Origin of the sequence: Arthrobacter sp. 135MFCol5.1 (genome assembly GCF_000374865.1) — a bacterium.
Taxonomy (GTDB): Bacteria; Actinomycetota; Actinomycetes; order Actinomycetales; family Micrococcaceae; genus Arthrobacter.
On the sequence record NZ_KB895464.1, the window covers coordinates 72,670 to 93,836 of the forward strand.

General features: G+C 67.1%; 19 protein-coding genes and 2 pseudogenes. 14 read left to right on the forward strand and 7 right to left on the reverse strand.

The genetic code is table 11. The annotated features are described in order from the left end of the window. Positions 1-23 precede the first annotated feature (23 nt). The 6 genes and pseudogenes from C563_RS0116865 (at position 24) to C563_RS22945 (ending at position 7,562) form a co-directional block, all read left to right on the forward strand. Positions 24-2,315: an alpha-L-rhamnosidase gene (locus C563_RS0116865; protein ID WP_018763249.1), complete on the forward strand. Its 2,292-nt coding sequence runs from the start codon at positions 24-26 to the stop codon at positions 2,313-2,315. A 50-nt stretch (positions 2,316-2,365) separates the two neighbouring features. Continuing rightward, positions 2,366-2,920, forward strand: a pseudogene (locus tag C563_RS22845) (family 43 glycosylhydrolase); the annotation flags it as partial. A gap of 168 nt (positions 2,921-3,088) precedes the next feature. Then, a complete protein-coding gene (locus tag C563_RS22850; RefSeq protein WP_026265002.1) occupies positions 3,089-3,553 on the forward strand; it encodes a hypothetical protein in 465 nt (154 codons plus the stop codon). A 68-nt stretch (positions 3,554-3,621) separates the two neighbouring features. Then, complete coding sequence (locus tag C563_RS0116875) at positions 3,622-5,976, forward strand: glycoside hydrolase family 95 protein (protein ID WP_018763251.1); 2,355 nt, start codon at positions 3,622-3,624, stop codon at positions 5,974-5,976. Between the two features lie 85 nt (positions 5,977-6,061). Beyond that, positions 6,062-6,577 (forward strand): family 43 glycosylhydrolase, encoded by a 516-nt coding sequence (locus tag C563_RS22665; protein WP_026265003.1) that lies wholly within the window; start codon positions 6,062-6,064, stop codon positions 6,575-6,577. Next, positions 6,504-7,562, forward strand: coding sequence for a family 43 glycosylhydrolase (locus C563_RS22945; protein ID WP_018763252.1), 1,059 nt, complete (start codon positions 6,504-6,506; stop codon positions 7,560-7,562). Before C563_RS22665 ends, C563_RS22945 begins: the two co-directional genes overlap by 74 nt. Positions 7,563-7,594: 32 nt before the next feature. On the opposite strand, the gene C563_RS21530 is transcribed toward C563_RS22945, so the two are convergent. Beyond that, the gene (locus C563_RS21530; RefSeq protein ID WP_018763253.1) at positions 7,595-8,425 is read right to left on the reverse strand and encodes an IclR family transcriptional regulator; all 831 of its coding nucleotides are present in this window, start codon (positions 8,423-8,425) and stop codon (positions 7,595-7,597) included. Positions 8,426-8,576: 151 nt separating this feature from the next. Here C563_RS21530 and C563_RS0116895 point away from each other — a divergent pair, with 151 nt between their 5' ends. The 3 genes from C563_RS0116895 to C563_RS0116905 are packed head-to-tail and all read left to right on the forward strand — an operon-like array spanning position 8,577 to position 13,260. Next, entirely contained in the window at positions 8,577-11,306 is a 2,730-nt protein-coding gene (locus C563_RS0116895) for an alpha-L-rhamnosidase (RefSeq protein ID WP_043424384.1), read from the forward strand. After that, positions 11,303-12,295 (forward strand): alpha/beta hydrolase, encoded by a 993-nt coding sequence (locus tag C563_RS0116900; RefSeq protein ID WP_018763255.1) that lies wholly within the window; start codon positions 11,303-11,305, stop codon positions 12,293-12,295. The genes C563_RS0116895 and C563_RS0116900 overlap by 4 nt, the downstream gene beginning before the upstream one ends. Continuing rightward, positions 12,292-13,260, forward strand: a complete 969-nt coding sequence (locus tag C563_RS0116905; protein ID WP_018763256.1) for an alpha/beta hydrolase — start codon at positions 12,292-12,294, stop codon at positions 13,258-13,260. Before C563_RS0116900 ends, C563_RS0116905 begins: the two co-directional genes overlap by 4 nt. Here the strand turns inward: C563_RS0116905 and C563_RS23060 are convergent. Both C563_RS23060 and C563_RS21535 read right to left on the reverse strand, forming a co-directional pair. Further along, a complete protein-coding gene (locus tag C563_RS23060; RefSeq protein WP_081624202.1) occupies positions 13,178-13,474 on the reverse strand; it encodes a PaaX family transcriptional regulator C-terminal domain-containing protein in 297 nt (98 codons plus the stop codon). The two genes, C563_RS0116905 and C563_RS23060, sit on opposite strands and share 83 nt — an antisense overlap. 310 nt (positions 13,475-13,784) lie before the next feature. Beyond that, positions 13,785-14,182: pseudogene (locus C563_RS21535) on the reverse strand (recombinase family protein); the annotation flags it as partial. A 413-nt stretch (positions 14,183-14,595) separates the two neighbouring features. Between C563_RS21535 and C563_RS0116915 the strand changes: the two are divergent. Further along, on the forward strand, positions 14,596-15,519 hold the full coding sequence (locus C563_RS0116915; RefSeq protein ID WP_018763257.1) for a phosphotransferase family protein: 924 nt from the start codon (positions 14,596-14,598) through the stop codon (positions 15,517-15,519). A 357-nt stretch (positions 15,520-15,876) separates the two neighbouring features. Continuing rightward, positions 15,877-16,782, forward strand: coding sequence for a hypothetical protein (locus C563_RS0116920; protein ID WP_018763258.1), 906 nt, complete (start codon positions 15,877-15,879; stop codon positions 16,780-16,782). Positions 16,783-16,878: 96 nt separating this feature from the next. On the opposite strand, the gene C563_RS0116925 is transcribed toward C563_RS0116920, so the two are convergent. The 3 genes from C563_RS0116925 to C563_RS0116935 all read right to left on the reverse strand — a co-directional run bounded on the left by C563_RS0116925 (position 16,879) and on the right by C563_RS0116935 (position 18,668). After that, the gene (locus tag C563_RS0116925) at positions 16,879-17,553 is read right to left on the reverse strand and encodes a hypothetical protein (protein WP_018763259.1); all 675 of its coding nucleotides are present in this window, start codon (positions 17,551-17,553) and stop codon (positions 16,879-16,881) included. After that, the gene (locus tag C563_RS21540) at positions 17,550-18,161 is read right to left on the reverse strand and encodes an RNA polymerase sigma factor (RefSeq protein WP_018763260.1); all 612 of its coding nucleotides are present in this window, start codon (positions 18,159-18,161) and stop codon (positions 17,550-17,552) included. Before C563_RS21540 ends, C563_RS0116925 begins: the two co-directional genes overlap by 4 nt. Positions 18,162-18,290: 129 nt before the next feature. Continuing rightward, positions 18,291-18,668: a DUF6572 domain-containing protein gene (locus tag C563_RS0116935; protein ID WP_331271256.1), complete on the reverse strand. Its 378-nt coding sequence runs from the start codon at positions 18,666-18,668 to the stop codon at positions 18,291-18,293. Positions 18,669-18,834: 166 nt separating this feature from the next. Here C563_RS0116935 and C563_RS0116940 point away from each other — a divergent pair, with 166 nt between their 5' ends. From C563_RS0116940 to C563_RS0116950, 3 genes are all read left to right on the forward strand, one after another. Then, positions 18,835-19,194, forward strand: a complete 360-nt coding sequence (locus C563_RS0116940) for a DUF2750 domain-containing protein (protein WP_018763262.1) — start codon at positions 18,835-18,837, stop codon at positions 19,192-19,194. Then, positions 19,191-19,613, forward strand: coding sequence for an ankyrin repeat domain-containing protein (locus tag C563_RS0116945; RefSeq protein ID WP_026265004.1), 423 nt, complete (start codon positions 19,191-19,193; stop codon positions 19,611-19,613). The genes C563_RS0116940 and C563_RS0116945 overlap by 4 nt, the downstream gene beginning before the upstream one ends. A gap of 225 nt (positions 19,614-19,838) precedes the next feature. After that, positions 19,839-20,375, forward strand: a complete 537-nt coding sequence (locus tag C563_RS0116950) for a DUF2975 domain-containing protein (protein WP_018763264.1) — start codon at positions 19,839-19,841, stop codon at positions 20,373-20,375. Positions 20,376-20,461: 86 nt separating this feature from the next. Here C563_RS0116950 and C563_RS0116955 read toward each other — a convergent pair whose 3' ends face one another. Beyond that, complete coding sequence (locus C563_RS0116955; protein WP_018763265.1) at positions 20,462-21,034, reverse strand: suppressor of fused domain protein; 573 nt, start codon at positions 21,032-21,034, stop codon at positions 20,462-20,464. Positions 21,035-21,167: the final 133 nt, after the last annotated feature.

Sequence of the window (21,167 nt, forward strand, 5' to 3'; positions counted from 1 at the left end):
CTTCAGAACGGACCCCTTCTTCCATGACTTCCACTCCCTGGCTCGCCGCCATGATTTCGCCCGAGCAGGACTTCGACGGCGCACCTCGGCTCCGCAAGGAATTTGCGCTCGAGGAGGGCCACGGCGGCGTGGTGAGGGCGACGCTGCGGGCCACCGCCTTCGGCGTCTATGAGGCGTTCATCAACGGCTCACCGGTGGCGGACGACGTCCTGAGCCCGGGCTGGAGCTCCTACGAGTGGCGGCTCCGCTACCGCAGCTATGACGTCACGTCCTTGGTGGCCCCCACCAGCGTGCTGGGCGTGGAGCTGGGCAACGGCTGGTACCGCGGCCGGCTGGCCTGGCACGGCATGTCCAACCTCTACGGCAGTGAACTGGGGTTCTTCGGGCAGCTGGACATCGAGTTCGAGGACGGCCACGTCCAATCGATCGCGTCGGACACCACCTGGCAGGCAGGCCCCTCCACCACCACCTTCAACGACCTCTACGACGGGCAGACCATCGACGCCCGCCTTTATCAGAAGGGCTGGGCGGAGCCCGGCTATGTGCCCGGCGCTGACTGGACGGGCGTGCGTGAACTGACGTTCGACGGCGGCCGGCTCGGTGAGCCGGTCGGCCCGCCGGTGGTGCGCTCCGGCGTCGTCCGTCCCGTGGAAATCCTCACCTCACCCGGCGGCCGGACACTGGTGGACTTCGGCCAGAACCTGGTGGGCTGGCTCCGGTTCACCGTTCGGGGCGAGGCCGGGCAGGCCATCACCGTCCGACATGCCGAGGTGCTGGAAAACGGCGAACTCGGTGTCCGGCCCCTGCGGTCCGCGAAGGCCACGGACACGTTCATCCTCTCCGGCGGGGAAGACGTCTTTGAACCCACCAAGACCTTCCACGGCTTCCGCTACGCCGAAATCGCCGGCTGGCCGGGAACGCTGACCGCGGATGACGTCGAGGCCGTGGTGGTCCACTCCGACCTTGAGCGCACCGGCACCTTCGAATGCTCCAACGAGCTCGTCAACCAGCTGCACCGCAACATCGTCTGGGGCCTCCGCGGGAACTTCCTGGACCTGCCCACCGACTGCCCGCAGCGCGATGAGCGCCTGGGCTGGACCGGCGACATCGCGGTCTTCGCCCCCACCGCCGCCTACCTGTACGACGTCAAGGGCTTCCTGCAGGACTGGCTGCTGGACCTCTCCGCCGAGCAAAAAGCGGCAAACGGCCTGGTACCCATCACAGTGCCCGATGCCCTGAAGTACTGCCCGCAGCCGCCCGAATTCCCGGCCCCGGAATCCTCGGCGCTCTGGAGCGAAGCCTCCGTGTGGGTGCCGTGGGCACTCTGGGAGGCCTACGGGGACATCAGCGTGCTGCGGAACCAGTATGAGTCAATGGCCTCGCACACCCGCCGCGTGGAGGGGCTGCTCTCGCCCACCGGCCTGTGGGACTCCGGCTTCCAGTTCGGCGACTGGCTGGACCCGGACGCCGCGCCGGACCAGCCATGGGCGGCCAAGGCGGACACCGGCGTGGTGGCCACCGCCTGCATGTACCGCACCGCGCGCCTCACAGCGCAGGCTGCCGGGCTGCTGGGAAAGCACGACGACGAAGCGTACTTCGAGACGCTCGCCGCCCGGGTGCGGATCGCCTTCGCCGAACACTACGTGGCAGCCGGCGGCACCATCCGCAGCGACTGCACCACGGTCTACGCGCTGGCCATCGCCTTCGATGTCCTGGCCACCCCGGAGCTGCGGGAATTCGCCGGGAACCGCCTGGCCGAACTCGTCAGGGCCAACGACTACCGCGTGTCCACCGGGTTCGCCGGCACCCCGTTCATCACCCACGCGCTGACGGACACCGGCCACGTGGACGAGGCCTACCGGCTGCTGCTGGAGGAGGGCTGCCCGTCCTGGCTGTACCCGGTGACCATGGGCGCCACCACGGTCTGGGAACGCTGGGATTCCATGCTCCCGGACGGCACCATCAACCCCGGTGAAATGACCAGCTTCAACCACTACGCCCTGGGCGCGGTGGCCGACTGGATGCACAAAGCCATCGGCGGCATCCGGCCGCTGGAACCCGGTTACGCCCGGGTGCTCATCGCCCCGCAGCCGGGGGAAGGGATCAGCTGGGCCAAAACCGCCCTGAAAACCCCGCACGGCGAGGTCCGGGTGGAATGGACGCTCGACGGCGGTGCGTTCCGCCTGGAGGCGGCCGTCCCTGCCGGGGTGGCGGCCGACGTCGTGCTTCCGGACGGTTCCCGGCACGCCACGGAGGGCGGGACGCGTCACTTTGACTGCCCTGTTGCGGTGCGGGAACCGTCGGTGGCCCGCTGATGGGGGCCGCTGCCCGGGCGGAACCTGCCCTGCGCCTCGACGCCATCAGGATGCGGGACCCGTTCATCCTGGAGTCCGCTCCCGGCGGGTTCGTCCTGTTCGGGACCAGCGATGAAAATGTGTGGGGCGGACCGGCCACCGGCTTTGACTGCTACACCAGCGAGGACCTGGAACATTGGGATGGCCCTTTTGCCGCCTTCCGGCCGCCGGCGGATTTCTGGGCGGACACCCAGTTCTGGGCTCCGGAGGTGTATTCGCTGGACGGGCGGTTCTTCATGTTTGCCACGCTCGCAACATCGTCCCGGGCCCGCCCTCGGGGCGTTGTGGTGCTCGTTGCCGATGCGGCGATCGGCCCTTACCGGCCGTGGAGCGACGGACCGGTCACCCCGGCCGCGCAGCCCTGCCTGGATGGAACACTCTACGTTGACGACGCCGGCGCCCGGTGGCTGGTCTACAGCCGCGGGACGGAAGGGACGCAGGAGGAACCGGGGACCGCCGACGGCCACATGTGCGCGGTCCGCTTGGCCCATGATCTTCGCGCCGCCGTTGGTGAGCCGGTCCTGCTGTTCACGGCCTCCTCGGCCCCCTGGGCCAGGCCGCTGCGTCTCCCGGACGGCGCAGAACCTCCGCCGGGGGCCGAACGACACACCGAACGAACGGGTCCGGCTCACAGCTGCAAGAATCGACGGGAACAGCCTCCGCCTGCATCAGTGAGGTGCAGTGGAGGCGCTGATCTGCAACGATGTGGCACAGGACCATTCCCAGGAGGACTCATGCCGTACACCGTGGATTTCAAGAACGTGTCCACCGTTGGTTTGGAATCGTCGCCCGTTGCCGACGCGCTGGCCGGGCTGCGGGCCAACGAGGCACGTTACTACAAGAACAAATACGACCACGACTTCACCGTGGTCCCCGCGGACGAGGCGCCGGAAACGGTTGATTATGTCCACAACATCCTCTCCACCGAGCGGAACCTGGTGATCTCGTCCAAACCGCTCGAGGTGTCCTCCTTCGAAGTGGACGGGCTGCGGATGACGTACGTGTTCTATGAGTCCGGGCTGTCCATCAACGTCATGTACGGCATTGCGGAAGGCGGCAAGCGGGCGGTCGGGTTCAAACTCTCGGACGGCATGGACGTTCCGGAGGAACTGGCGTCCAGCTTCAAGTTCGCCCGCCAGAAGTCCAAGCTTGCGGGCACCATCCGCGGCTCCTACTTCGTCATCAAGGGCGAGTACTGAGCGCTGAAGCGGGGGCATCGCCTGGATCCGCGGGGCCGGTTGAAGCGCCGGGCACCGATCCCGCCCACGTGCTCTGGTACCGGGGCCCGGCGGAACGGTTCGTCGAGTCCCTGCCGGTAGGCAACGGACTCGCAGGGGCCACGGTTCGCGGCCTGGTGGGTGGCGAGCGCCTCCAACTCAATGAAGGTTCGGCGTGGTCCGGGCCAACCAGCCGGTCCGCACCGGCACTGGACCCATCCGCCGGACCGGCCACGCTCCACGCTGTCCGTTCGGCGGTGGATGCCGGGGATGTGCGGCGGGCGGAAGAGCTGCTGCTGGCATTCCAGGGCACTCATTCGCAGGCATACCTGCCGTTCGCTGTCCTGGCAGTGGACGTTGCCGGGTCCGCCGCAGCTGTTGACGGTGGGCCCGCCCGGTGGCTCGACCTCAGGACCGGTACCGCGGGGCACCGATACGTGGTTGACGGCGCCGAGGTCCGGCACCGGACCTTCGCCTCCCACCCGGACGCCGTCATCATCCACGAGATCACCGCCGACGCTCCCATCACCGTCCGGATCGGGTTGCACCCCGACGGCATCCGGCCCCTTGGACAGGACGCCGCAGAGCATGAGTGGGGGAACGAGCTCCGCCTGCGGGTGCTGCTGCCCAGCGACGTGGCGCCCGCCTTTGAGCGGACTGCCGAGCATATCCATTACGACGGCGACTCCCGCGCCGGAGCAGTCCATGCCGGCATCGCCACGGACGGGGCTGCGGACGTCACCGCGGGGGTCCTCGCGGTCACGGGCGCACGTTCCGTGCGGCTGGCCATTGCCACAGGAACGGTGCTGGCCCGTCCGCACGCCGGCCGGCACGCGAACACCGCCGGTTCCCCTGGCGACCTTGCCGTGCTCCTCACCGGCCGGGTGGCGCGGGCCCTCCAGGACTCCGCGGAGGCCGTGCTGGAACGCCACCTGGCCGACCACGCCGGGCTTTACGGCAGGGTCCGCCTGGGTCTCGGCCCGGACGCCGGCGCAGGCTCCGGTCCGGGGAAGCCAACGGACCAGCGCATCCGCGACTTCGAAGTGGACAAGACCGATACCGCACTGATCTCCCTCCTGTTCCACTACGGCCGGTACCTGTTGATTGCCTCCTCCCGCGCCGGTGGGTTCCCGGCCAACCTCCAAGGCATCTGGAACGAGGAACTGCCGCCACCGTGGAGCAGCAACTACACCGTGAACATCAACACGGAAATGGACTATTGGCCGGCACTGCCCGCCAACCTCGCCGAATGCCACGAACCACTGCTGCAGCTGGTGGACACGCTTGCCCGCACCGGCCCGGCCGCTGCCGCCCTGTACAGTGCGCGGGGATGGGCGGTCCACCACAACACGGATCCCTGGGGCTACCCGTTTGCCGCCGGCGCCGGCGAAGGCGACTCCATGTGGGCCAGCTGGGCCATGGGAGGCACCTGGCTGGTCCAGTCAGCCTGGCAGCACTACGCCTACACCGGGGATGCCGGCCGGTTGCGGGCTTCCTGGCCGGCCATCGAAGGGGCATGCCTCTTCGCACTGGACTGGATCATTGGGGATACGGAGACCGGAACGCACACGTCACCGTCCACCTCTCCCGAGAACCAGTACGTCGCCCCGGACGGCGCGCCGGCGTCGGTGAGCCGGTCCTCCACCATGGATGTTTCCCTCCTCCGCGGGCTCCTCGATGCGGCACGGCACGCCGCCGCAGCCTTGGCGGAGGACCCACCCTGGCTGGCGGACCTTGCGGACAAGGTGCACGCCCTTCCCGGGCCGGCCACCGGTGACCGGGGAGAAATCCGGGAATGGTCGTTTCCGGCCACTGAGCATGCACCGGACCACCGGCACACCTCCCACCTGGCGGCCGTCTATCCCCTGCTGCAGTGGAACCCGGAGGCCACGCCGGCGCTCGCCGCCGCCGCTGCCAGGACCCTGGAACTCCGCGGCCCCGAGTCCACCGGCTGGGCCATGGCCTGGCGCATCGCCCTTTGGGCGCGGCTTGGCAACGCGGCAAAAGCTGAGGAGAGCCTGAACCTGGCACTCCGGGTGGCGGGGGAGGGCTTCGACGGGCGCGGCGGGGTCTATCCCAACCTCTTCACCGCCCACCCGCCCTTCCAGATCGATGCGAACTTCGGTGCCACCGCCGGCATCGCCGAGATGCTGTTCCAGTCGGACCCGGCCGCCATCCGGCTGCTGCCTGCCCTGCCGGAATCATGGCGCGAGGGATCGGTGACCGGCCTGCGGGCGGTGGGTGGAATCGAGGTGGACATCCGCTGGTCCGGGGGCGTCCTGGACAGCGCCGTGCTGCGGTCTGCCGCGCCCGTCCACCGGGAGGTCATCTGGAACGGCCACCGGACCACCGTGCGCCTGTCCGGCATCCAGGATGTTGAGCTCCGCCGCGGCAACTTCGCGTAGCGGCCCGCCCCGCCGGCCCCGGAACGCGTTTCAACGAATGAAATAAGGCCACACGGTGGACCGGGCCAGGCGAAAGGATGGCTGGATGCACTCCAACCCCATCCTTCCCGGCTTCAACCCGGACCCGACCATTGTCAGTACCCCGGACGGTTACTACGTGGTGACGTCATCGTTCGAATACCTTCCCGGACTGCCGGTTTATCACAGCCAGGACCTGCAAAGCTGGGAGCTGATCGGGCATGTGGCCACGCGTGAGGAGCAGGTCCACGTTGCCAACGTCCCGACGCCCGGAGGGGTCTGGGCGCCGACGCTCCGGTACCGGGACGGCGTGTTCCACCTGATTGTTTCGGTCTTCCTCGGGGGCCGCGGCTGCGTGCTGTTCACTGCCACAGACCCCGCCGGCCCCTGGAGCGACGGGATTGTCATCGACGCGGTGGACGGCATCGACCCGGACCTGGCCTGGGATGAGGACGGAACCGCGTACGTGACCTTCGCCCGGCACCCGGACGCGATCCAGCAGGTTCCGCGTGGACCTGGAGACCGGGACGGCCCTGGAGGAGCCCAGGCCGCTCTGGCAGGGCAGCGGACTCTACTCGCCTGAGGGTCCGCACCTCTACCGGCGCGGCAACTGGTGGTACCTGCTGGCGGCCGAGGGCGGGACGGACAGGGGCCATGCCGTCACCGTGGCCCGTTCGCGCCAGCCGGACGGACCCTTCGAGGCGGCGCCGCACAACCCCATCCTCACCGCGGCCGGCACGGGCTGGCCCATCCAGAACACCGGGCACGCAGACTTGGTGGAGCTTCCCGACGGCGGCACCGCCATGGTGCTGCTGGGCGTCCGTCCGGTGGGCCTCACCCAGGCGTTTTCCCCGCTGGGCCGCGAAACCTTCCTGACCACGGTGGACTGGGATGACGACTGGCCGTACGCGAGCCTGCCGGTGCCGTCCGCCGTCCTGCCGGAACGGACCGAATATGACTTCACCGGGGGTGCCGGCCTGGACCACCTGCACTGGATTGGAGTCCGGCGGACACCTGCGGACTTCACCACGCCAACGGACCGCGGGCTGGTCATCAGTGGAGACGGAAACACCCTCGGCGCGGCCCGGCCCGCCTTCGTCGCCCAGCGGCAGCGCCATCAGAGCATCGAAGTGCGGGCCGTCCTGGACGTCACTGCCGGGAGCGGCGGCATCGCCGTGCGCAACGCGGAGGACAACTGGTTCGGCGTTGAAGCCGGCAGCAGCAGCGCAGGTGTGACGGTCACCGCGCGGGCCGTGGTCGCAGGCTTTGACCGCACCTGGGACGCAACGCTCCCGCACGGTGACGTTGAACTGGCGATCCTGGCCGAGCCGCCGTCGCGCGATTTCACGGCCGGTGCCGTGGGCGGCGACAGGATCCGCCTCCTCGCCCGGCATGCGGCACCTGATGCTGCCCCGGATGGCCGTGCCGGCGAGGTGCTGCTCACCGAACTGGACGGCAGGCACTGGGCGTTTGAAACCGCCAAGGCGTTTACCGGGCGGGCCTTCGGCGCCTACGCCGTGGAAGGAGACGTCGTGGTTCGCCGCCTGGACTATTGCGGCAAGGACTGAGGCGGCAAGGACTGACGCGGCCGGTGCCGCCGTTACCCCTGGGAGTGCGTCCTGACGTCCGCGCTTGCCTGTGCTTGGAAGCCGAGGTTGCGGGACACCGCCCTGGCGGCGGCGCGGACCGCCGGGGCCAGGACGTTCGGCGGCGTGGAGCCGTCCGGAACCACGATGGACAGGGACGCCACCACGGCACCCTGGGCGTCGAAGATGGGCGATGCCACGGACACGGTCCGGGAGGGCAGGCTGCGGCGGATCATGGCGATGCCGGTCCGCCGCACATCGGACAAGGTCCGGCGCAGCTGGCCCTCGGGCATCTCGGATACGCCGGGTTCGATCTCCGGCGGCCGCTTCAGGATGGTTTCCTGGAACTGCTGGTCCGCTCCGGCCAGGAGCACCAGGCCGATGGCCGTGGACCGGAGCGGTGCCCGGCCGCCCACCCGGTACGCCACCTCGGTGGCGTCCTTCGCGGACAGCCGCTCGATCAGCACCGCCTGCTCGTTGTCCCGCACCGCCAGCAGGACGTGGTGCCGGGTGACCTCGAAGAGGTCCTCCAGGTAGGGGAGCGCGATCTCCCGCACCCCGTGCCCGCGCGGCGACAGCGACGCCACCTCCCACAGCCGGACCCCCACCACATAGCGGCCGTCGTCCAGCCGTTCCAATGCACCCCACGCCACCAGCCGGGCGATCAGCCGCAGCGCCGTGGGCGCCGGCATCTCCGCGTACCGGGCCAACTCGGACAGGGTCAGTGCCCGGCGCCGGTCCGAGAAGACGGCGAGCAGGCTCAGCGCCCGGTCAATGACCGGTTCGCCCTGTTTCGGCCGCTTGCCGCGGGCCGGCGGGGTATCCGTTTCCGGGGTGGCAGTCATGGCAGTGGTTCCTCGCGCCGTGGATCGTTGCGGTGGCCCGCAGTGAGCTGAACCACAATACTATTCCAACCATTGAAAGCACCCTGTGGGGGACCGGTGGCGGCACGCGATGCTGGAACTCCCAGCAACCGCACTCCAGGAGTCCCGCCGCATGACCGCCCCCACCCGGCTTCGGGCCGAACACCTGTCCGAGGCGATGGGCCTGACCATCCGCGAACCCCGGCTCAGCTGGACACCGCCCGCCGGAACCGTCCGCCAGGCCGCCTACCGGATCACAGCCGGCAACGGCTGGGATACCGGCAGGGTGGAGTCGGCTGAAAGCGGCGGCATCCCCTACAGCGGCCCCGCGCTGGACTCCCGCAGCCGGTTCGAGTGGCGGGTCCGCACCTGGAACATCGACCCCGCCGGCACCGAAACGGCCAGCGGCTGGTCCGAACCGATGTCCGTAGAGCTCGGCCTCCTGCACGCCTCCGACTGGACGGCGCAGTGGATCGGGCCCGGCGATGAGGACGTCCCCGCCCCCGGGGAGCGGCCCGGCTGGGCCCTCACAAAAACCTTCACCCTGCAGACCGCCCCAGAGCAGGCCCGCGCCTACGCCACTGCCCACGGCATCTACGAGCTCTTCATCAACGGCCGCCGAGTCGGAGACCAGCAGCTCACCCCCGGCTCCACCAGCTACAACACCACCCTCCAGGTCCAGGCCCACGACGTCACCGGCCTGCTCCGCGAAGGCGTCAACACCATCCGCGCCGTCCTCACCGACGGCTGGTACCGCGGCAGCTTCGGCTACACGCGCGACGCCGACACGTACGGCACGCACACGGCCCTCCTGGCGCAGCTCGAGCTGGAGTCCGGGGCGGGCAGTCAGGTCATCGGCACGGACGCGACGTGGCAGGTGACCGCTACGGAGATCACCAGCGCGGACCTCATGGCAGGCCAGCGCGTCGATTTTCGATCGGACGACGCCGGCCGCGCACCTGCCGGAGGCACGGCACCAGGGCCCCGTCCCGCCGTCGTCCGTCCCGGCAGAGTGGACGCCCTGGCCGGACCCCTCGCCCCGCCCACCCGGGTCACCCGGGAACTCACCCCCGTTTCCATCACCCGCCTTCCAAACGGCAACCAGGTGGTGGACTTCGGCCAGAACATCCACGGCTGGATCCGCCTCACCCAGCTGGGGGCGCCGGGCGACATCGTCACGCTGGAATACGCCGAGGCGCTCGGCGCGGACAGTGACGCCACCAGGGACCACCTGCGCCCGCACAATTTCCGCTCACCTGGGGCGTACCTCGACGCCGGCCAGGTGGACACGGTCATCTCCTCCGGCGCGCCCGGCGAGGTCTTCGAACCCCGCCACACCACCCATGGCTTCCAGTACGTGTCCGTGCAGGGCCTTCGCCGGGACCTGCATCCCGAGGACGTCACCGGCTGCCTGGTCCGGACGGACCTGGAACGCATCGGCACCTTCCGGTGCAGCGACGAGCGGCTGAACACGCTCCACGACATCGCGGAATGGAGCTTCCTGGGGAACTCCTGCGAAGTCCCTACCGATTGTCCCCAGCGCGAGAAAGCCGGCTGGACCGGAGACTGGCAGCTGTTCGTCCCCGCCGCCGCCTACCTGTACGACGTCACCGGGTTCTCCCGCAAGTGGCTGCGGGACGTCCGCGCGGACCAATGGCAGAACGGCGTCATCGCCAACATTTCACCGTCGGCCGGCCCCGCCGTCACCTCGGCCGACTTCATGGGCTTCACCAACGGCTCCGCCGGCTGGGGCGACGCGATCGTCATGGTGCCGTGGGAGCTCTACCTGGCCACCGGTGACGCCTCGATCCTGGCCGAAAACTTTGACGCGATGAAGCGCTGGCTCGGCTTCGTCCGGACCTCCGCCGAAACCCGGCGGCACCCCGCCAGGGCCGCCGCGCACCCCACCCCGGCACCGCACGAACAATGCCTGTGGGACACGGGCTTCCATTTCGGCGAATGGATGGAGCCGGACGGTCCCGAGCCGGACCTCTTCGCCGCCCGCAGCGCCGACAACGGCATCGTGGCCACCGCCTACTACCGCCACACCACGGACCTGATGGCACGCATCGTGAGTGTTTTGGGCCGCCACGACGAGGCTGCCGAGCTGGCAGAACTCTCGGGCCGGATCCGGGACGCCTGGGAAACGGAATACCTCGGCCCGGACGGCCGCGTCACCCAACCGAGCCAGGCCAACTGCGTCCGTGCCCTGGCCTTCGGCCTGGTCGGCCCCGACCGCCGCGCCGGGGTCACCGCGCAGCTGGCGGAGCTGATCCGGGACGCCGGCACGCACCTGGGCACGGGCTTCCTGGCCACGCCATACCTGCTCCCCGTCCTGGCCGACAACGGTGAACTGGACCTGGCCTACCAGCTGCTTATGCAGGACACGGAACCGTCCTGGCTGGCCATGGTGGACCGCGGCGCCACCACCGTGTGGGAGCTGTGGAACGGCATCGACGCCGCGGGCACCGCACACCAATCCCTCAACCACTACAGCAAGGGGGCCGTGGTGACCTTCCTGCACCGGTATACGGCCGGGCTGCGCCAGGCACCGGGAAGCGCCGGCTGGGAACGGATCATCATCGAGCCACGCCCCGGCGCCGGGCTGGCCTCCGCCTCCACCTCCCACCTGGGGCCGCGCGGCCTGATCCAGGTGGAGTGGGCCGTGGCGGAGGGGGCAGCGTCACCGGGGAAACAGCACGACGCCGGGCTGACGCTCACTGCCACGATCCCCGCCGGCACCACCGCGGAGGTGCTGCTGCCCGGCGAACCGGCCGTCGTCGTCGGGCCGGGAATCCATACTTTCGTTGCCGCCACCGGTGGGGACGCTGCCAAACCCGAACTGATGAGGAGCACACTATGACAGTGGAAGACGCTACCGGCATACTCGACCCCGCCCGTCCTGACGTTTCCCGGCCGGGCGGCAGGGACGTTCCGGCGTTCCCCGTCTTTGACGCGCCCGGAACACCGGAGCAGGTCTCCGACGTGTCCGCAGTGCACCGGGAAATCACGTATGCCCGGGCCATCGGGTTCCGGCCGCTGAAGCTGGACATCTGGCTGCCGCGCCAGGCGTCCGGCCCCACACCGCTGGTGCTCTGGGTGCACGGTGGCGCGTTCCAGCTGGGCGACCGCCGGGAACTGCCGCCCACGTTCGCACCCAACTCGGTGTTCCGGCTGCTCAACGAGGCCGGCATTGCCTGTGCCACGGCTGACTACCGGCACTCCCTTGAGGCACCCTTCCCCGCCCAGCTCCACGACCTCAAAGCCGCCGTCCGGTACCTGCGCGAATTTGCCGCAGAGCTGAACGTCGACCCGGACCGGTTCGGCGCCTGGGGTGAATCTGCCGGCGGCCACCTGGTGGCCCTCCTTGGACTGACCGGCAACCACGGCGGCCTTGAAGGCGGACTTGGTGCGCAAGGGCACTCCAGTGGCGTCAGCGCCGTCGTCGACTTTTACGGTGTTTCCTCGCTGGTGGACATCCCTCCCATGTCCATGCCTGAGGGCCTCTTTCCCGCTGCCCTGACCGCGGCGGTGCCGCCGGGCATGTCCCTGCAGCCTGAGTACATGCTGGTGGGCGGCTCGGATGATCCGGAGCTGCTGGCTGCGGCCAGCCCGGTCAGCTACGTGGACGCCGGCGCCGCCCCGTTCCTCCTGGTGCACGGTGACTCCGACGGGCTGGTACCGCATTCGCAGACCGACCTGCTGGCCGCTGCGCTCGCCGAGGCGGGGGTGGAGCATGAGGTGGTGACCATCGAGGGCGCCGACCACTGCTTCTTCGGCGCGGAGGACAGGATGGCGGACATCCTCGACTCTGCCGTCCGCTACTTCTCCAGGAAGCTGGGCACGCCATGACACCACGGACAGAGCCGACGGCGGTTGCCGCGGAGGCTCCCACGGCCGGCGGCCCGGGGGGAACCGCCGACGGTTTCGCCGAATACCTTGCCAGCCCTGAAGGCCCGCGGTTCCTGAATCCCGACGCCGTCCGGACGCCTGGCCCCGACGTCCCCATCCACACGGTCACTGCGGACGGGCGGCACGGGCCGGTGTCGCTCCGGATCTACGGCGAAGCATCCGGAACCGGCAGCCCGGCCCTGGTGTGGCTGCACGGCGGCGGCTTCGTCAGCGGCAGCGTGGACATTCCCGAATCTGATTACCTGGCCCGGGTGCTTGCGGACCGGGGGACGCCGGTGCTGTCCGTTGACTACCGGCTGGCACGGGACGGGGTCTCCTACCCCATTCCGCATGACGATGCCCTGACGGGATGGTTCTGGGCGCGGAAGAACGCCGCATCCCTGGGGCTGGATCCGGACCTGCTCTGTTTGGGCGGTGCCGGTGCCGGCGGCAACCTTGCCGTGGGCGCCGCGCTCTACCTGGTTGACGCGGGCAAGCCGCTGCCGGCCAAGCTCCTGCTGGCCTACCCCTTCCTTCATGCCGAACTCCCGCCGCCGGCCGGCGGCCTCGACGAGGCGGTCATGGCCGGCCTGCCCCGGCATTTACGGTTCACCCTGGAGGACTGCATCCGCACGGCGGAGAACTACGTGGGCGGACCTGTCAGCATGGCGCCGTCCTATGCGATGCCCGGGTATGCCGATCCCGCCGGCCTTCCGCCCACAGCGCTCCTGGCCTGCGAATACGACGACGCCCGCGGCTCGACCGAGCTTTTTGCTTCCTCGTTGGAGCGGGCCGGGGTTCCGGTGTCCTCCTTCCTGGCCCGGGGTGCCGTCCACGGCCACCTCAACCACACGGCAGGGCTTCCCGAGGGGCAGCCCGCCCTGGACTTCCTGGCGGCGGAACTGGCGGCGGTTCGGGCGGCATAGGCGGTGGGGTCCTACGCCCTGACCCGGAAAATTCGCGGGTGAGGAGTTCCGGCGGCAGGCCGGGGTCCTCCCAGGGGAACGCCCGCCACGCGTCAATGACCCCGGTCCGCAGCCAGAAGGCCTCTTCGCCGCTGAGCTGGTGCGGGTCCAGGGGACCGGGCCGTAGGTATCGACGTATTGCGTGTACTGCCGGCGGACGTCGCCAGGATCCCACGCCTCAAGCAGCGGCCGGCCGCGCAGAGCGGCGGACCCAGATCTAAAGATGGGTGGCGACGCCAGAGCGTAGGGCGACGCCAACTATGCCGGCTTCGAAAAGGTCACGATCCCTCTCGATGACTGGCAATCAAAGTGGCTTTCATTTTCCGAAGTCGTCTGCACACGCTGCCCCGAAAGTACGGGACGCGTGCAGACGGGTATGGAAATCGGAGTGTTCAAAGTCCACTGCAGGAGGCGTCATTTTGGTCGAGAGTCTTCTCCACGGAAGCTCCAAGGCCGTGCCCTCACTGCCGGGGAGCGATCACGTTCGCCACCGCCATGCCTTCACGGGTCCGGGCGCGATAAGGTCGAACTCAAATTCCGCGACCATGCCCGGGCCGTTGAACAGCAGCTTTCCAACCGGGTCATGGGGATCGTAGATGCTGCCTCCGATGTTGAGGATTACGCCCTTGCGTGTGAGTTCTTCGGCAATATCCCTTGCGTCCGGCAGGGACCTTGCCAACCGGTCAAGTTTGGTGACAACGAAGGTGTCGCCGTTGCGGCACGCCGCCGGGTCCTTTTTCAGGCCGGGCCGGTCTCGTTTAGTGCCGGTAATTCCGTGGTCGACGTGGACCATGTCGTCGTTGACTCCCAGGCCGTGGAGGGCATGACGCTGGGCGGTGAGGTCCTGGTTGCTGGTCGAGTAGCGGGCATTACCGATGAGCATGCTTCGGGCTGTAGCGTATAAGGCCCCTTCACCGGGCATTAATTCGGGCGGGGTATACGGGAATCCGGACTTGGCGGATGCACACGGATTTGGAAAGAGTCGATGGGCAGCGCCGGCACGTCCGGTGGACGACCGGCTTGCGGGCGCATTGGTCGAACCCTCGTCCACGGTCAGGCGGTGAGGCCTCTAGTACCGGGAGGCCGGCGGGTCGACAATTGGGAATTGAGGAACAGAGCCAGGTATGGAGGCACACTGTGTCTCCGAATCAGGAGGTGCACTCGTCATGTTCTAGTCGGGTTGGGTCCGCTCCTGGAGGCGCCGGGGAAGCGATCTACCGGAATTTCAAGCGCGCGGTGAGCGATGTACGGGAAAGTTCGGTGCATCAATGAAGTGCCGGCTCCTAGAATGACTCGATGGACCTTTCGGATCTCGGTACGCCGACCGGGCCGATGATCCGCGTCCACGGCGGGTTCGCCAACCGGATGTACCGACTCGACACCGATCAGGGGTCGTTCGCGGTGAAAGAGTTGAACCTCGTCGACCGCCGCCGGACCTATCGCGTCGAGGACGTGTTCAGTTTTGAACGGGCGGCCTTCGCTGCCGGCATTCCGATGCCGGAGCCGCTCTCGGCCAGCCACTACACGCTTGTTCACCGGTGGGTCGAAGGCGAGAAGGTGCCCGAAGCGCCGGTGTCGGCGGCGTACGCGTTTGAGATCGGTGAGATCCTCGCGCGCATCCACGCGCTCGACGTCGCGTGGACCGGTGTGTCGGTCGAGGACCCGAAGTCAAGGGACTGGGCCGAGCTCGCCGCGCGGGCGGTGGCCACCCGGCAACCGTGGGCCGACGAGCTCGCCTCCCATGTCGAGACGTTCCTCGCGATTGCCCACTTCGTCGAGACCTGCGAACGGCCCGGCCCCGTCGTGCTGACCCACGGGGACATCCAACCATGGAACCTGCTCGCTCGAGAGGGACGGCCGGTGGTGCTCGACTGGGAGCTCTCGGGGATGCTCGACCTGTCCGGTGAGCTCGGCTCGACCGCGCTGAGCCTCGCGAAGGGACCTGGCTTCAACGACATCAAGCCCGCCATTTTCCGCTCGGTTCTCGACGGCTATGTCGCGGGGGGCGGGGCGCTGCCGCCGCCAGGTCCAAGCTGGTTTGTTTTCATGATTGGCGGCTGGCTGGGGCACACGAGGTGGAACATCCTCCGGTGCCTCGCCGGCGTCGAGGCGAGCACCGGCCCTGACCTCGCGCTGTCGCACGATTCCGTGCGCAACGGGGTGCGCGGCCTCCCCGAGCTGTTCCGCCGACTTCCGGAGCTCGAGGCGCTGCTCGTGTGACAGTGACGCGGGAATCGGGAGCGCAGCTTACACCGCGGACCAAGCACCGCCCCACAGGAGCAGGAGCGCCCTTTAGGCCGGCATCAGAGTCCTATTCGACCTCGCTGACAGCCTCCGCGCCGCCCCGGGCCACCTCGAACAAGCGCAGCACACGCCCTACGAAACCCCAGCCCCCCAATACGCAACCGCCAGACGACTGACGACGCATGGCTCTGCTGGAATGTCCCGGTGAGGGATCCTCAACTGAGACTGGCCGGTGCTCTCCGTTGGAGGGGGGATCTGTAGAAGTCGTCGGACTCTGAGCGCTGGGGCTGACGGTCTCCGCTTGGAGTGCGGGGTCGTGTTTATGCTGTCTTTATGGGTAGCTGGGGCACTGCGATTTTTTCCGATGACATGGCCGCTGATGTGCGTGCGGACTGGCGAGAAGGGATTCTCGACAGAATTCCGGCCGAGGAACTGACGGCAAAGCTCGTCAGTTCTCATGCGGCGCAGGCCGACGACCCGGATGAAGGTTTGGTGTTTTGGCTTGCGTTGGCCGCGGCCCAGTACGAGACGGGCCGGCTCCGTCCCGACGTGCGCGACACTGCACTGGACATCCTCAACCGTGGGGGCGACGTTGCCCGCTGGGAAGAGGAGGACCCTGACCTCGCGAAACAGCGGCAGCAAGTGTTGGAGAGGCTTCGGATAAAGCTGGCCGGACCGCAGCCGGCACCGAAGCGTTTGAAGCGTCCGGTGCCGCACGGTGTGGCGTTTGACGTCGGTGATGCTGTGTTGCTGCGGTCTCCGGGCGGTAAGCGGGCGATCGTGGTGGTGGTAGGGCACAGCCCCGGCTGGCCAAAAGGCACTGAAAACCCGGTGGTGGAACTGCTGCTATGGGAGGACACTGGGGAGCTGCCGACTCAAGAGTTCATGGCCACCGCGCCTCCCCTGTATACCGACAGTGAAGTTCCCAATCCCCTCAGGCAGGGGACGACTAGAATACGGCCGAACTTGTTTAGTGTCAGCACAGCGCAGAGAGCCTCCGCGTTCAACGCGGACATCGGTGAGGTGATCGCCATGGGCATTCCCCGGCCTCCCGCGGCCGATTACCGGGACGGGTCCGTGATGAGTGGCGACGCCATCCTTTCCGGGGTTCAGTGGAATTGGTTCGGCGTGTTCATGGACCAACCCCGTTACGAGGCGATGCGTGAGCTGACGCGTGCCCACACTCGTCCGCGGCGGAAGAGGTGGACGGATCTCTTCAAAAATGGTGGTCCCTCATAACCAGCGAGACCGTGCGGCCTTCCGCAACGAGATTGACCCACAGTCCCGCATCCAAAAGCGCCCGCTTAAACGATCCCTTCCCGGACGACACCTCTGCTATTTCTCTAGGGAGGGGATTCCGAGGTGGGCGCAGATTTCTGGTCCTCCGGGGATGACGGCGACGCTGTTGTCGACGACGCACGCGGTCAGCTGCGGGACGTAGTGGCCGATGAGTTTGTTCGGCCCGGCAGGGCCGCCGATTGGATTGCCGTACTTATCGCTTGGCATCCCGTTGGCGTTGGACTTGCCGGGGTCGGCCGTGGGCTTGGTTTTGACGAAATCGTGCGGGATGAGGTCGTCGGTGATCCCCTGGGGGTTCATCGATCCCATGTCCCAGAGGCGGCCACACTGGTTGATCGGGTCGGTGATCTGTTGCATTCCTGCGTTCGGGTCACCTGGGTTTGGGTTATTCTTCGCGTCGAATCCTGCCATCATCATCCCCGTGCTGAGGTAGGGCGGCATGATTACTTTAGGGTCTGCTTTGACGGGGTATGTGGTGGTGAGGTCGGCTCGGTAGTAGCAGCGGATGTCGCGTTTGTCGTTGACCGGGGCAATAGCTGTGTAGACCCCGGCGGCGGTGGTCCCGGCCAGGGCGGTGCCGGCAACGGCGATCACGACGGGGAGGGCAAGCCATTTGCGTGACCGCTTCGGTGTGCGGCGTGCTTCCTGGACGAGCAGGTTCCGGACGCGGTCTTTGGTGTCTTTCGGGTACTTGATCTCGGGCAGGTTCATGACAGCCTCGCTTCAATCATCGTGGTGTCTATTTGGTCGACGGGCGCTGGGGTTTGGTTTATCTGGGTGAGCTTGGCCTTTGCCCGGTGCAGCCTTGATTTCACGGTCCCAACGCGGATGCCGAGGGTTCTGGCTGCGTCTTCCTGGCTGATTCCGTTCATCAGGCACAGGATCACGACGTCTCGTTCCCCCTCGTGCAGCCCCGCAGTTGTATCGAGCAGTGCATGGACTTCACGTTCGGCGTCGACCCGGGAGGTGACGGATTCGGCATGGTCTGCCTCGTGTTCGTCGTGCCTGGGATCGGAATGCGGCAGCCTGGTCAGGAAGTCGGCGTACCGGCGTGATGCCCTGGCTCGGTTGAGGTTTGCGTTCGTGGCGACCCCGAGGAGCCACGGGAGAAGACTGTCCTTTTGCGGTTTGAGCTTGTTCCGCTGCCGCCAGGCCTCCAGGAAAGTGATCGAGACGAGTTCCTCGGCGTCGTGCCAGGACCCGCAGCGGGAGAGGCAGTAGCGGAAGACCGCGTCGGCGTGCCTGTTGAACAGGGCACCGAAAGCGTCAGCGTCGCCGCCGACGCACGCACTCCACAGGTTCTCATCGGATTCCCCCATATGCCTCATACCTTGTAGTGTCCGCAGGTCTGGAAAAGGTTCCCGGTCCTGGGACTGTTTTCGCAGCGGAGATGCTCGGGGCGTGGCCGGTGTTTCTGTGCCAGAGAGAGGCGATCCATGAAGCGGTGTTCAGCCAAGGTGGTTTACGGCGAACCGGATGCCGTAATCACGGAGTCTTTCCGATGCCAGGTCAATGAGTTCCTGAATCTCTGCAATGGGCGTACTCACGCAGTCCAGTTGGATGCATACAGGATGTCCGGCCGCCTCTGGGTATGAGCGCAGGAGACCTTCATCGAGGACGAACATGGCGTAATTGTTGATCTTCTCCCTCAGCTGCTCAAGCTGCCCGGGAGCGCCCGCCCATGGACGGTCTTCGACCATGATCAGCTTGTATTCGTCGCGCACCGGATCGTGCGTCACGAGATCGATCACGTTGGGTTCGTGGATTCCGGACAGGGCAGTCTCCTCTTGAGTGAAGGCAGGGCATACGTGTCGACACAGTTTGATCCTGGACGCAGGAGACTCGACCGCAACGCCAGCCTACCCGGGGACCGACATGTTCCCCCGGTCGCCATTGGCGCCCATGATGACCGCCGTCGGTTCTGGGCCGAGTAATAGACCCTGGAAAAGGCAGAATTCGAAGCAGCCGCAGGCAGGCCATAGGCTTTTCGACATGAGCGTCAGCGCAGCGCAGGCAGCCGCCTTCTACAAAGAAATCCTCAAGAACAGTCAGGTGTGGACGATCCGTGACACAGGTGGCATCCCGGCCCCGATTAACGGAGACGGTGATCGCAACATGCCGTTCTGGTCTCTTCGCAGCAGAGCCGAAAAGGTTATCGCGAACGTTCCCGCCTACGCGGACTTCGAGCCCGCAGCAATCCCTTTGGACATCTGGCGCACGCGCTGGGTCGACGGCCTCGAACGCGACGGAATTCTGATCGGCCTCAATTGGACTGCCGCTCGCGCCACTGGCTACGATTTCCGGCCGGCCGAAGTGCGTGAGCGCCTTGCCGCCGTCGGTAGCGCTGAATGAGCAGGCGCGAAGAGCCCAGGCGGCCGAGGGATCCCGGTGACCGATCCCCGCTCCACTACGCAGCCCTGGAAGACGATGCAGAGGCGATAGTACGGTTGCTGGGCACAGGAGCATCGCCCGACGTCGCCGACGGCCAAGGCTTTACACCGCTTCATCTCGCAGCGCAGGAGTTCGCCCAGGCCGCGGCCCTAGCCTTGATCGCTGCAGGAGCAACCGTCGATGCGGCAAACGTCTTCGGCAACACACCCCTCTGGGTCGCCGTGTTCAATTCCAAGGGCCGAGGCGCACTCATCCATCTCCTCCGCTCCCACGGCGCGGACCCCCTGCACGCCAATGCGACCGGGCAGACACCAGTCAACCTGGCAAGGATGATCGGAAACTGTGACATCGCCCAATACTTCCAAGACATAGCCCACTGACAGGCGAAATAGTGGGGGCCGAAGTACATGCCAAAGCCTTCCACGCGATAGGGATGACATGCCTCTAAGTGGTCGGGGGTCCACTAAGACGGTCAGATGATGATCCCCCAGCGGACCTATCCATTCCGCTGCCGGAAGGCGACGACTGCCGGCAGCACACCTCAATTACGCCGACGGCAAATGTCCGGTAAGGGATCGTCTTATGGGACGGTTGAGGAAGGCGGCGTGGCATCATTTGATTCCATTTCCGAGTGGCTGCGCCATCTCAAAGCGGAGGGTTACGCTTCGGCCATGGGTAACGTTAAAGAACGCACCGTTCAGCCGAGCCTGTTTTTTAGCCGGGGAATCTTATTCGCACTGGTGGCCTTACTTCTCTTGTCCGTCGTGGTGCAGGTGTGGGTTTGGCCGGCGGCGGTGGAGCGGACGGTCTCCCTTTTCCCTGAAGTGGGTTCTCTCGCTCGCCAGGCAATCCTCTGGGGTGTCTGCGCGGTCCTGTGTTGGCAAGTCATTGCCGTGATTGGGCTGGAACTGGTCCGCCGCGCCCTCGGAAATAGAGCGGACTCATCAATTCGAAGGTGGATTGGCGCGGTGATCGGCTGCCTGCTCGTATTCGCCGCGCTCGTAACGGTCGCTTTCATCGCGCTGAACGAAAGAGGCTACACGCCGCCAGGGGTGATGCTCGGGCTTGTCACGGCAGGGCTCATCGCGCTGATCTCAGCGGGAGCGCTAGCCGTCTTTCTTGGTAGCAACCCCCCCCATTGAGCATGTACTCGCAGAGTTAGACGGAGGACGCCGGGGCAGTAATCGGAGCGCCCGTAGAAGGATTCTGTACCGGCCGCGGCGACCATCTATATGGTGTGGACTGGCAGCGAAGGTCGGCGCCAGTCCGTCAGGTCCGGGTCGTGTTCGGCCAAGAGGTCTTCCAAGGCCGGCCAGCCATGCGTCGAAACAAAGCCAGGTTCGGCAGGGTAGAGCGGCATGAGCCAAGAGATGACGATCGGCCCCTCGGGGTCCTCACATGTCGCGAACGCTTTCGGCTGGTAGACGGGGATACCGAAGTAGAAGGCTTCAAGGCCGGTGTCTGGATCCAGCGGCCCCCACGGGCCGATGACCTCACCCCGCAGAGGCGCCCGCCCCTGGTGGATCACACCATCCACGAGCTGCTGCAAGATCGACGGGACGAAGCGCTCAAAGTGGCCGCTTCGGACCATTATCAGGAGCTCCATCCGGACGGACGCCTTACCCGGCACGGCCAGCGGGTACCGGCTGAGACCCAGAGTCGAATACGAGGTCACACCCTCTATCGGCCCGTCAACGAGCCTGATGACCTGCGCATGCTGCGGGTGGCCGTCTGCATCCTTGGACCACCCCACGGCAATGGTCCCCAGATACTGTTCAAGGTGCTCGACAAGGTGTGCCATGGGCCAACCCTACCGACGGTTTAGTGTTCGATGGCTTTGCGGTCCATGGACTTGAGCGCCGCGAGCGGGAAATCCAGTGGGGCATCCGCGCCAGCTCCCCCCACTGAGAAGGAAGCTGTTCGCCCGGAAGGAG